The sequence below is a fragment of the Vibrio makurazakiensis genome (assembly GCF_050337375.1).
Lineage (GTDB): Bacteria > Pseudomonadota > Gammaproteobacteria > Enterobacterales > Vibrionaceae > Vibrio > Vibrio makurazakiensis.
On sequence record NZ_JAKJSW010000125.1, the window covers coordinates 1 to 12719 of the forward strand.

Below are 12719 nucleotides of genomic sequence, written 5' to 3' on the forward strand. Positions count from 1 at the left end.
AGGCATTACTCACCCGTCCGCCGCTCGACGCCCATTAAATCATCCGAAGAATCAATAATGTCGTTTCCGCTCGACTTGCATGTGTTAGGCCTGCCGCCAGCGTTCAATCTGAGCCATGATCAAACTCTTCAATTTAAGATTTTGTCGGCTCAATGAATACTGACTTCAAAACTAWTATTTACCGAAGTAAACATGTAATTCTAAAGCTATTACCATTCCAACAGAATGGTAATGAATTGACTGTGCCAAATAACCGAAGTTATTCGTATTGGTCACTCAGTTCATTGAAACCAAAGTCGATTTCCGARGAAATCTTTTTGATATCATCAACGAGTGCCCACACAGATTGATAGGTTTAARTTGTTAAAGAGCTTTGCTTTTCGAAGCTTTCTTCTCAAAGCGGACGGTCATTCTAGCTAGATAAACTTGAGTGTCAAACACTTTTTAAAAGTTTATTTAATTTTCATAATCGTCTTACTGATTATCAGCTGAAGCCTTATTGGCTCTGCCCTGTCAGTGGATGCGCATTATAGATAATTCCGGATTATAGGCAAGTCTAAATCTGCATTTTTCTTAAAAAAAATGCTCAAGCGACTAAAAGTCACTCAAGCATCTATTTGTGCACTTTTTACCTTCATGTTTCTTACATGTTACCCACAAAAACCTGTGGATAACCTAATCATCGCTATCAAAGAAATATGAAATTCTTGATCTAGGGTTCAGATACTCTCTGACTTTCTCAGGGAGCTTACTCGGATGAATAGCATTAACTATCTTTATCTCTTTCTCACCAAGATCAATTATCGGAGCCTGAGTACGAGGCACGTTTGGATCATAAGTAAGAACATTCGGATAAAGGATGTTGCTAGAGTTAACGGAGATAACTAACCCAATAGAGTCATTAGATAGTTGAACAACAGTTCCCGGAGGAAAAACACCCATGAACTTAATTAATATATTAAGGTTGTCATTGCTATATAGATGTTTGCAGTTCTTATATAAATGAGACAAAGCTACATAAGGTATTTTTTGCTCAGTGGGAATATTATGATGGCATAAGTTATCAAACGCATTAGCAACAGCAATTACTTGTGCCAACTCATCAATCTCAGGCTCTTTTAATCCTTCAGGATAACCAGATCCATCATTCATTTCATGATGTTGAGCTATAACCTTCTTAGTACTTTCGGGGAAATCCTGAATAGCATTCGCCATATCCAAGCCATACTTAGTATGCAATTTTAGATAATTACTTTCCGGTACAGTTAACGGTGTTTGCTTACGAAGTATTGCTGAAGGGATTTTTATTTTACCGATATCATGAAACAGAGCAGCAAAAGATAACTCTTTGAGTTTAGCTGCATCATACCCCTTTGCTTTACCGACCATCATTGCAATCACAGAAACATTGAGTGCGTGAAAATAGATATCTTCAAACTCACTCTTTCCATTCATCAAGTGGAGAGTGACATTATCATCACTTAACAGCTTATCTACGATGTCTTCTATTAATAGAGTTGCTTCTTCTACGGCATCAGCTGGACGACTACGAATTTTAAGCATCACGGACCGCATTCTAGCAAGCGAGCGCTCAAATTCTTTTTCACAGTTAATGACTCGACGGCGGTAAGAGCTCAGCTTCTCTATTCTTTGCTGTTTCTCTTTCCAAAGTTTCTGAGCTTCAAGGTCAATTTCTTCACTTTTCGTCGAGTCTTGTTTTGCTTCTTGGTTGGCAGGTAAAGGCTCTGCATCACTTTGCCCCAAGTTAATATAGACGTATTTAATCCCTAGGTGGCGGATGATCTGTATTTGCTCTTCATCCTTCACTTTAAAGCTATTAAACAGAAAGGGGTGCTCGTTCCACTTAACTGGAAGTCGAATATGTAACCCTGGCTGTATACGATCCACTGTAATTTTAATGCTAGCCACGTTTTATATACATCATAATCAATTAAAACCGATTTATAATTCTAATGGATCTCTACCCTGAAATCATTAGGCAAATTTCGCGTAGATAGAATCAAAGAAGCTCACAATGAAGCATCCAACGAATACCAAATTGGTCTTCAACCTTGCCGAACCGTGCCCCCCAGAATGTATCGGCTAGTGGCATCATCACTTTTCCACTCGTTGCTAGGTAGTCAAACAGTTTTGCCTGAGTATTTGTGTCATCAAGCACTAGAGACATCGCCACATTATTGCCAGACAATTCTTTAGCATTCATTCCATCTGACATCATGAGCTTCATTCCAAATGCTTCAAATTCGGCATGCATGATCCATTCTGGATTTACCCCTTCGACACTTTGAGGTGCATCTTTGAAATATTGCTTACTGATGACTACACCACCAAAGCATTTCTGATAATACTCCAATGCTTCTTCACATTTTCCACCAAAAAAAAGATATGGGGTAAGTTTGAACATAGAACTCTCCTTGATTGCTTAGTTTAAACATAGTCAACGAGGAAGATTTTTAAAGGTAAGAGTGTGACTTTATTAGATTTTAATTAAATTTCTTGAGAAAGGTATCTTTATGAACTCAACTAATTTGGCTCATGTGCTGTAATAAAAACATCAAGGTTATGAATAATGGAAGGAGAGGTATAGCTGTTCTTATCTCAGACAAACAAAAAGAATATTTCAAACGTCTAGATACAACAAAGCCCCGACTTAAGTCGAGGCTTTATCATATGAATATGGTACCGGTAGGCGGACTTGAACCGCCACGCCCGAAGGCAACGGATTTTGAATCCGTCGTGTATACCAATTTCACCATACCGGCATCTTAGGGCTATGCCCTCTTGATGTTTGGCATTATACGTATGGGAAGCATTGGCGCAAGTATAAAAACTTGAAAAGCCTATTGTTTGCCGATAATTTCGCCATTAAGTAGTAAGCTGTGCGTCAGGTCTCTTTTCACCAGGCGCTCTAGCCTATATTCTGACGCCAAATTTTAAGAGATAAGCTTCAATTATGACTTCATCTAATACACTACCACCAGCAGGCATGATGCGTCGCTTTGGCGCTCTTTTCTATGACGCTCTGATTATCCTCGCTATCGAAATGATGGCAGCTGGTGTCGTCATTGCCTTGCTACATGCATTAATGGCCATGGGAATTTTTGATCATGCCGGCTACGCTGATGTGAGTGACTTTCTCACCAATCATCCAATCTGGAGCCCTGTATACACTTTCTACTTAGTCGTAGTATGGATCTATTTCTTCGTGTTCTTTTGGACTCGAGCTGGGCAAACATTAGGGATGAGAGCATGGAAAATGCGAGTGCAAAATCCAAATGGAACTCCAATATCAGTAACACAAGCTCTGATTCGTTTAGGTACATCTGGGTTTGGTCTGGCAAATTTAACGGTACCGTTTGACCATAAAAAACGGGCTTTTCATGATATATGGGCAAAGACAGAAGTTGTTGTGTTACCCAAGGCAAATTAACCTTAGTTGAAAATTTGCATAAAAAAGGAAGGCGCTATGCCTTCCTTTTTTTTACCTATAACTTACGTCTAAGAAGTAATAGCGCTATCGCTAGAAACACTATACTTGGCGCTACAGCACCGAAGGCGGGAGGAATTTTATACACTAGACTCAATGGCCCAAAAAATTCACTCGATATATAGAAGGTAAAGCCTGCGATCACACCTGAAAGTATCCTCGCCCCCATAGTAACACTTCGTAATGGCCCGAAAATAAACGATAGTGCCATCAGCATCATAACCGCTATAGATATCGGCTGAGTGATCTTACGCCAAAAAGCTAATTCATAACGTGAGGCGTCTTGCTCCGATTCTTTCAGATATGACACGTAATCATTTAGGCCGCTTAGTGACAACTCTTCTGGCTTCACATTTACTATCGCAAGCTTATCTGGTGCTAAAGATGTCTTCCAAGTGTATGTAGGGATATTTTCTTTGGAGATCTCTACTTCGTTCTCAAATGTAGTGAACTGTACGTCTGACATCTGCCACGTGTTATCACTTACATAGTTCACTTGCTCTGCAAAAATGACATTCTGAAGTTCTTTACCTTCATCGAAGCGCCAAATATTCATGCCGTGTAGCTGCTCACCATCCACCTTACCAATAAAGATAAAGTCATTAGCATCTCTAGCCCAAACACCACTTCGCGTTGAGATAATACTCCCCCCAGAGACTGACATCGCACGAAGGTCGCGAGCCATTTTTTGGGCTTGAGGCGCCCCCCACTGACCTAGTAAGGTCACAATAATCATCAGAGGCACGGCTGTTTTCAATACCGACAAACCGATATCAAGTTTTGAGAAGCCGGCGGCTTGCATGACCACTAACTCAGAACTTGAAGCGAGCATACCTAAGCCTATTAAAGCCCCAAGTAACGCAGCCATTGGGAAAAACATTTCAATATCACGTGGGATACTCAGAATAACAAAGTACAGAGCTTGTACTAAATCGTAGGTACCGCGCCCTACTTTCCTTAGTTGCTCAACATATTTGATGATTCCAGATAGCCCAACAAATGTCACTAACACTAACGACGTTGTCGAGATAATGGTTCTGCCGATATACAGATCTAATATTTTAAACACGGCTTAAGCGAGCCTCTTCTGTTTGAATTTTTCTTTTATTCGTCTTACTGGAACGCTATCCATAAAGTTAACGCCAATCGCTACAACTAATAGCAATGCATTAATTGGCCACATACCGATGATCGCAGGAACACTGCCATCTTCAATTGAAGATTTGGTTGCACTGATTGCTAAGAAGTAAGTCAAATAAATTAGGATTGCGGGTCCCATCTTAGCAAAACGGCCTTGACGTGGGTTAACCGCAGAAAGAGGAACAACCAACATTGTTAGCAATGGAATACACAGCACTAACGAAATACGCCACTGAAGTTCGGCTTTAGCGCGATTATCAGTATTATTAATTAGCTGCGATGTTGGCATTGCTTCCCAATCACGTGCTTTCTTCTGCACATCCCGTTGACCAATTAAACCTTCATACTCTTCAAAGTGTGTCACCATGTAATCGACACGAGTTGGTACACCTTCATAACGAGTGCCGTCATACATTGTGATGACTTGTCGCCCGTCACTAAGTTCTTTGACATCGCCTGATTTAGAAAACATTACACTCGGTAAGATTGAATCACTAGGCCGCATCTGGGCAACGAATACATTTTCCAACTTATTGTCGGCAATAGAATCAATAAAAGCGACAGATGAACCATCTGGTGTTTGTTCGAAGCTGCCCGCTTTAAGCAAATCAACACTGTTTTCGGCAGCTAGCACCTCTATTAATTGCGCTTCTTTATCTTGTGCCCAAGGTGATAACCAAAGAGAGTTCACTCCGGCAATCGTTGCGGTGATAATAGCCAGATATAACGCAGCTTGAATCAGGAACTTATTACCTATCCCTGTTGCATTCATCACGACAATTTCACTTTCAGCGTATAAGCGGCCAAAAGTCAGCAAAATACCAATGTAAATACTGAGTGGCAGCATCAATAAACCCATTGCAGGCATGTTCAAAGCCACAATGGATAAGATCAAACTTGCTGGGATTTCACCATCTGAAGCATCGGCTAAAACACTAATGAATTTTTGGCTAAGAAACACAAGAAAAAGGACGAAAAAGATCGCTAATTGGCTCTTGAGTGTCTCGCGGATCAAATATCTAACAATAATCACGCTGAAATTACCTATACAAAACTTGTTTTTTTAATTGAATCACTATAATTTCCCGTTGAACCTTTTATTTTTAAATTTTTAGCTAACTGTTAGCACGCTTATTTAAAGGTTAGTTCCATTGTAGGATCCAACAAGTAAGTGTGCATTATCTAACATTTAGTTCTATTTGTCTTCAGGATGTAGGAGTACGCATGGAGTTCAGTGTAAAAAGTGGTAGTCCAGAGAAACAACGTAGCGCATGTATCGTTGTTGGGGTGTTCGAACCACGCCGCCTTTCTCCAGTAGCCGAGCAGCTAGATAAAATCAGCGACGGTTACATTAGTTCACTACTTCGCCGTGGTGATCTAGAAGGAAAACCTGGCCAGATGCTACTACTGCATCAAGTACCTGGTGTGTTATCAGAACGCGTATTGTTAGTGGGTTGTGGTAAAGAGCGTGAACTTGGTGAGCGCCAATACAAAGAAATTATTCAAAAAACCATCAGCACACTAAACGAGACGGGTTCTATGGAAGCGGTATGTTTCCTTACAGAATTGCACGTTAAAGGTCGCGATACTTACTGGAAAGTTCGTCAAGCTGTTGAAGCGACTAAAGACGGCTTATACACTTTTGATCAATTCAAGAGTAATAAACCAGAAACTCGTCGTCCACTACGTAAGTTAGTATTCAATGTACCAACACGTCGTGAACTGAGCCTCGGTGAAAAAGCAATTTCTCACGGTCTGGCGATTGCTTCTGGTGTTAAAGCATCGAAAGACCTTGGCAACATGCCACCAAATATTGCAAACCCAGCTTACCTAGCTTCTCAAGCTCGCCGTCTAGCAGACGATTACGAGACAGTGACAACAAAGATCATTGGTGAAGAAGAGATGGAAAAACTGGGTATGACTTCATACCTAGCAGTAGGCCGTGGCTCTAAGAACGAATCCATGATGTCTATCATGGAGTACAAGGGCGCAGCTGACCCAGACACAAAACCAATTGTACTTGTTGGTAAAGGTCTAACCTTCGATTCAGGCGGTATTTCACTTAAACCAGGTGAAGGTATGGATGAAATGAAGTACGACATGTGTGGTGCTGCATCTGTATTCGGAACGATGAAAGCGTTGGCTAAACTAAACCTACCAATCAACGTTGTAGGTATTCTGGCTGGCTGTGAAAACATGCCAGGTAGCAACGCTTACCGCCCAGGCGATATCCTAACTACCATGTCGGGTCAAACAGTTGAAGTATTGAATACAGATGCTGAAGGTCGCTTGGTTCTATGTGATGCGCTTACTTACGTTGAGCGTTTCGAACCGGATTGCGTTGTAGACGTTGCAACACTAACTGGCGCATGTGTTATTGCTTTAGGTCACCACATCAGTGGCGTTCTATCAAACCACAACCCACTGTCTCACGAACTTGTGAATGCTTCTGAGCAAGCTAGTGACCGTGCATGGCGTCTACCAATGGCAGACGAGTACCACGAGCAAATTGCTAGCCCATTTGCTGATATGGCAAACATTGGTGGCCGCCCAGGCGGTACTATCACTGCGGGCTGTTTCTTGTCTAAATTCACGAAGAAGTACCACTGGGCTCACATCGACAGTGCAGGTACAGCATGGAAGTCAGGTAAATCTAAAGGCTCAACAGGCCGTCCTGTCTCAATGCTTGTCCAATTCCTACTGAATCGAAGCGGCCAAGAATCTGAAGAGCAATCTTCAAAGTAGCTTTCAAATAGCTAAAAGGGCCTCAGGGCCCTTTTTTATTAGTTTCAATATACGAGTTAGGTACCTAGTTGAATGCAAACAAGTCGAATACAAACCGCCACATTCTACATAGTGAATCAAGACAGCCCTCAGTCAAAACAAGACGGCTTCGACCAGTACGTATTATTTCTCACTCGTCACTTTGCTCAGCAAGGCGCTAAAGTATTCTTAAACTGCAATGATAAAGCGCACGCGGAATCCATCGCAGAATACTTTTGGCAGGTTGACCCAAAAGATTTTGTTGCTCATAACCTAGTGGGAGAAGGCCCTAAGTATTCTACAAGCATCGAAATCGGCTACGAAGGTGTAAAGCCTAACTGGAACCGTCAACTAGTAATAAACTTGGCCGATAATCATACAACCTTTGCGAACGCCTTTACTCAAGTGATAGACTTCGTCCCTTGCGAAGAAAAAGCTAAGCAACTCGCTCGAGAAAGGTATAAAATTTACCGTCAGGCTGGATATCAGCTACAAACTATCGAGATTCAACATCCATAGTCAAACCTCATAGTTAAAGCTATCTTTGGATTTAGATTCAAGAAGCTTCACTTATGAAGTTTGACCACGATTAACCATTCACAGTATCCGTTTAAGAGCACTATGGAAAAGACATACAACCCAACATCAATCGAACAAGCTCTGTATCAGACTTGGGAAGAGAAAGGCTACTTTAAGCCACACGGTGACACATCAAAAGAAGCTTACAGCATCATGATCCCGCCACCGAACGTCACTGGCAGCCTACACATGGGTCACGCGTTCCAAGATACGATCATGGATACGCTTATCCGTGCTCAACGTATGAAAGGCAAAAATACGCTTTGGCAAGTGGGTACTGACCACGCTGGTATCGCAACTCAAATGGTTGTTGAGCGTAAGATTGCTGCTGAAGAAGGCAAAACAAAACACGACTACGGCCGTGAAGCTTTCATCGACAAGATCTGGGAATGGAAAGGCGAATCAGGTGGCACGATCACTCAACAACTTCGTCGTCTTGGTGCATCTGTAGACTGGGATCGTGAGCGATTCACTATGGATGACGGCCTATCGGCTGCGACTCAAGAAGTATTTGTTCGTCTATACGAAGAAGACCTAATCTACCGTGGTAAGCGTCTAGTAAACTGGGATCCTAAACTGCACACTGCGATTTCTGATCTTGAAGTTGAAAATAAAGACAAAAAAGGCTTCATGTGGCACTTCCGCTACCCTCTAGCGAACGGTGTTAAAACGGCGGATGGCAAAGACTACATTGTTGTTGCTACTACTCGTCCAGAAACCATGCTTGGTGATACTGGCGTAGCCGTAAACCCAGAAGATCCACGTTACAAAGATCTTATCGGTAAAGAAATTCTACTCCCTGTTGTTAACCGTCTTATCCCTATCGTAGGCGATGAGCACGCTGACATGGAAAAAGGTACTGGTTGTGTGAAGATCACACCTGCTCACGACTTTAACGATTACGAAGTTGGTAAGCGCAACAACCTACCAATGATCAACATCCTAACGTTCAACGCTGATATCCGTGATGCTGCTGAAGTATTCACAACCAACGGCGAAGAAAGCGATGTTTACTCAACAGACATCCCTGCTAAGTACCAAGGCATGGAGCGCTTTGCTGCTCGTAAAGCTATTGTTGCTGAATTCGAAGAGCTTGGTCTTCTTGAAGAGATCAAAGATCACGACCTAACCGTACCTTACGGCGACCGTGGTGGTGTAGTTATCGAACCAATGCTGACTGACCAATGGTACGTGCGCACAGCACCTCTTGCTGAGCCTGCAGTTAAAGCCGTTGAAGATGGTCAAATCCAGTTCGTGCCTAAGCAGTACGAAAACATGTACTTCGCGTGGATGCGTGACGTGCAAGACTGGTGTATCTCTCGTCAACTTTGGTGGGGCCACCGTATCCCAGCATGGTACGACAACGATGGTAAAGTATACGTAGGTCGCACTGAAGAAGAAGTTCGTGAAAAGAACAACCTAGCGCCTGTTGTTGTACTTAAGCAAGACGACGACGTACTAGACACTTGGTTCTCTTCTGCACTTTGGACGTTCGGCACGCAAGGCTGGCCTGAAGATACTGAAGCACTGAAAACATTCCACCCATCTGAAGTACTAGTATCTGGTTTTGATATTATCTTCTTCTGGGTTGCTCGTATGATCATGATGACCATGCACTTCGTGAAAGACGAAGATGGCAAGGCTCAAGTACCTTTCAAAACGGTTTACATGACGGGCCTTATCCGTGATGAAAACGGCGACAAGATGTCTAAGTCGAAAGGTAACGTACTTGACCCAATCGACATGATTGACGGCATCGGCCTTGAAGAGCTAGTAGAGAAGCGTTGTGGCAACATGATGCAACCTAAACTGGCTGCTAAGATCGAAAAAGCAACACGTAAAACTTTCGAAAACGGTATCGAACCATACGGTACTGACGCACTTCGTTTCACTCTTGCTGCTATGGCTTCAACTGGCCGTGACATCAACTGGGACATGAAGCGTCTTGAAGGTTACCGTAACTTCTGTAACAAGCTATGGAACGCAAGCCGTTACGTACTGATGAATACAGAAGAGCACGATTGTGGCATGTCACTGTCTGTAGAAGACCGTGCAAACATGGAGTTCTCTCTAGCAGACAAATGGATTGAATCTCAGTTTGAAGTTGCAGCGAAAGAGTTTAACGCTCACCTAGACAACTACCGTCTAGACATGGCAGCTAATACGCTTTACGAATTCATCTGGAACCAATTCTGTGACTGGTACCTAGAGCTAACTAAACCTGTTCTTTGGAAAGGTACTGAAGCTCAGCAACAAGCGACTCGTTACACGCTGATCACTGTTCTAGAGAAGACTCTGCGTCTTGCTCACCCAGTTCTGCCTTACATCACTGAATCTATTTGGCAGAGCGTTAAGCCGCTAGTAGATGGTGTTGAAGGTGAGACTATCATGACTCAAGCGCTTCCTCAGTTTAATGAAGCTAACTTCAATGCTGAGATCGTTGACGACATCGAATGGGTTAAGACTTTCATCACTGCTATCCGTAACCTACGTGCGGAATACGACATTGCACCAAGCCAAGGCTTAGAGGTAATGATCAAGGTTGCAGATGAGAAAGACGCTGCTCGTATCGAAGCGAACAAAATCGTTCTTAACTCTCTAGCTAAACTAGACGATATTAAAGTTCTAGCTGATGGCGAAGAGACTCCGGCTTGTGCAACTAAACTGGTTGGCAAATCTGAGCTGATGATCCCAATGGCTGGTCTTATCGACAAAGATGCAGAGCTTGCTCGTCTTGATAAAGAAGTGAAGAAAACTCACGGCGAAATCAAGCGTATTGAAGGTAAGCTAGGTAACGAAGGTTTCGTTGCTAAAGCGCCAGAAGCAGTTATCGCCAAAGAGCGTGAAAAGCTTGAAGGCTACCAGGAGACTCTTGTTAAGCTTGAAGAGCAAAAAGCGACAATCGCTGCACTTTAATCTTTAAGCCTATTAAAGCAATACGAAAAAAGCCGATGTGAATACATCGGCTTTTTTAATACTTGGATAACAGTGTCGCTGAGGTGTCTATCTGGTATTACCTAAAGTTTCTTCAGCTTATTACTGATACTGAATAACTCTAGTGAAAAGGTTAGAGCTAGCGCAAGAAGTGACTAACGCAAGATGCGGGGTTCAGCGCAACCTCTGAAACTTCAAGTTGTCCGTCAATCTCGACTTCTAGGTGATAACGGTTTTTGAGATTAGTAGCTTCAAGGTCTGAAATGATAGGAGCTTCAATCTGAAAAACCACGCCAGTATGTTCAGCCCGAACATCAATAGGCAGTACTAAAGTCATACCATTAAATTTTATGGAAGCAGACACTAACCCAGCCTTTAAGGTTTGGTAAATGACATCGACCTTAAACTCACACCCTCCCCCATGGTGCCAAATTTGCTCTGTCACAACTTGTTCAAGTTTTACATGACGAACAAACTGCAAATACGGTGCTTGCCAAATTCCCATTCGGCTGTCTGACTTTACTCGCTCATCACTAGGCAAAGAGTCTTCCATATCTTCTTCAAGCAATAAACCTTCTTCCTCTTCTAGGAAAAGGATCTCAAAACGATTTCGACCTAGTTGCAAATAAGGACTTATATCTTTGCGATATTCAGCTTCAGTACCATCACAATCAAATACAGCAACGCCATTCAAACGGACTTCAGCAAAGTAGTCGACACCAGCAACCACAAGCTCAACAAATGGCACAGACATCATGGCTTCATCAACCTCAATATCATGCATTAAGTGCCACTCTTGCTCTGCGATCTGCTCTTCATTCAAAGTTGCTGGTAGCTTTGAACTTAGTGGAGCTGGAAAAGTAATGTCGTCTTGAGGGATAGATAGGTCTGTAAGTGGCGAAATTTGCCAAAGACCATCGAGAGAAAACCGCATATCATTCCTTGAGCTAGATCAATTTTGACCGCATTATAATGAATGAGTGCGCATAAAGACATTTGTTTTTCTATGGGTAAAAAAATACCAGCACTAGGCTGGCATTTTTAAAAATTTGGAAGATGATTACTCTTCGTCTTCATCGTCTTCTTCAGGGTGGATTGCATCTTCACCTTCGTAGTAAGTGCCCCAGCCGTCATAAATAATATCGAACTTTTCAGCAAGGTTTACTAGCTTCTCAACTTGCGCGTCAATCGTTTCTGCATTTAACACTGACTGCATTGTTGCATCACAGCAAAGTAGCTTCTTGCCATCTTCGTCTTCAGTCTCTTCAGCTTCAAGAACTTCGAAACCCATTTTGAATGCTTCAACAACGGCTTTCTCTAGTACTTCGAAATCTTCAGCGAATAGGTGGTGCTCAATATCGTATAAAGCATCAGGATCACTTCCGTCCTCAATTAATGCTTCAATGATGTCGCGAGTCTCTTCCTTTTGAAATTCAATTAATTCCGCTACTGATAGATATTCATCTTCGTGAGACATGTGTCTGCTCCAGAGTGTTGACTATGAAAAGATCAAATTTGATAGCCACGAAATATGTCATGGATCGCCTCAAAAAGCCACCAGATTAGAGGGTGTAAAGGATCTTTCTAGCTAGATTATTCCTCCTACGCTTCTTAGAAAATAAAACCACAATCACAGAAACAAATTTTCAACATATTATTAACTAAAATCTGATTTCGCATATTCATTACGTACACTAGCTGCTAATTAAACTAATCAGAATGCGTTATTAAGCATCAAACTTGCATAGACAGAAAAAGGCTCAGTTGAATAGAACATCGGTATATTTACTATAAG

10 protein-coding genes, 1 tRNA gene and 1 rRNA gene are annotated in these 12719 nt (G+C 42.2%); 4 read left to right on the top strand and 8 right to left on the bottom strand.

Annotation, left to right across the window (positions count from 1 at the left end; genetic code table 11):
* The 4 genes from L4C33_RS14085 to L4C33_RS14100 form a co-directional block, all read right to left on the bottom strand.
* Positions 1–135: ribosomal RNA gene (locus L4C33_RS14085) — 16S ribosomal RNA — on the bottom strand; the annotation flags it as partial.
* A gap of 540 nt (positions 136–675) precedes the next feature.
* Positions 676–1929 (bottom strand): cyclic di-GMP phosphodiesterase, encoded by a 1254-nt coding sequence (locus L4C33_RS14090; protein WP_428813060.1) that lies wholly within the window; start codon positions 1927–1929, stop codon positions 676–678.
* A 91-nt stretch (positions 1930–2020) separates the two neighbouring features.
* Entirely contained in the window at positions 2021–2425 is a 405-nt protein-coding gene (locus tag L4C33_RS14095) for a VOC family protein (protein ID WP_428813061.1), read from the bottom strand.
* Between the two features lie 273 nt (positions 2426–2698).
* Positions 2699–2783, bottom strand: a tRNA-Leu gene (locus L4C33_RS14100).
* A 191-nt stretch (positions 2784–2974) separates the two neighbouring features.
* Here L4C33_RS14100 and L4C33_RS14105 point away from each other — a divergent pair.
* Positions 2975–3451, top strand: a complete 477-nt coding sequence (locus L4C33_RS14105; RefSeq protein ID WP_428813062.1) for an RDD family protein — start codon at positions 2975–2977, stop codon at positions 3449–3451.
* 55 nt (positions 3452–3506) lie between these two features.
* Here L4C33_RS14105 and lptG read toward each other — a convergent pair whose 3' ends face one another.
* Together lptG and lptF are read right to left on the bottom strand one after the other, a co-directional pair.
* Complete coding sequence (lptG, locus tag L4C33_RS14110) at positions 3507–4577, bottom strand: LPS export ABC transporter permease LptG (protein WP_428813063.1); 1071 nt, start codon at positions 4575–4577, stop codon at positions 3507–3509.
* Between the two features lie 3 nt (positions 4578–4580).
* Positions 4581–5681 carry an LPS export ABC transporter permease LptF gene (lptF, locus tag L4C33_RS14115; RefSeq protein WP_428813064.1) on the bottom strand — a complete coding sequence of 367 codons (1101 nt, stop codon included), beginning with the start codon at positions 5679–5681 and terminating at the stop codon, positions 4581–4583.
* A gap of 191 nt (positions 5682–5872) precedes the next feature.
* Between lptF and pepA the strand changes: the two genes are divergently transcribed.
* From pepA to L4C33_RS14130, 3 genes are all read left to right on the top strand, one after another.
* Entirely contained in the window at positions 5873–7393 is a 1521-nt protein-coding gene (gene pepA, locus L4C33_RS14120) for a leucyl aminopeptidase (RefSeq protein ID WP_428813065.1), read from the top strand.
* An 87-nt stretch (positions 7394–7480) separates the two neighbouring features.
* Positions 7481–7930 carry a DNA polymerase III subunit chi gene (locus L4C33_RS14125; protein WP_428813069.1) on the top strand — a complete coding sequence of 150 codons (450 nt, stop codon included), beginning with the start codon at positions 7481–7483 and terminating at the stop codon, positions 7928–7930.
* Between the two features lie 102 nt (positions 7931–8032).
* Entirely contained in the window at positions 8033–10906 is a 2874-nt protein-coding gene (locus tag L4C33_RS14130; protein WP_428813066.1) for a valine--tRNA ligase, read from the top strand.
* Positions 10907–11063: 157 nt separating this feature from the next.
* Here the strand turns inward: L4C33_RS14130 and L4C33_RS14135 are convergent, their stop codons facing one another.
* Entirely contained in the window at positions 11064–11858 is a 795-nt protein-coding gene (locus L4C33_RS14135) for a glycosyl hydrolase 2 galactose-binding domain-containing protein (RefSeq protein WP_428813067.1), read from the bottom strand.
* A 126-nt stretch (positions 11859–11984) separates the two neighbouring features.
* Positions 11985–12401 carry a ribonuclease E inhibitor RraB gene (rraB, locus tag L4C33_RS14140; RefSeq protein WP_428813068.1) on the bottom strand — a complete coding sequence of 139 codons (417 nt, stop codon included), beginning with the start codon at positions 12399–12401 and terminating at the stop codon, positions 11985–11987.
* Positions 12402–12719 lie beyond the last annotated feature (318 nt).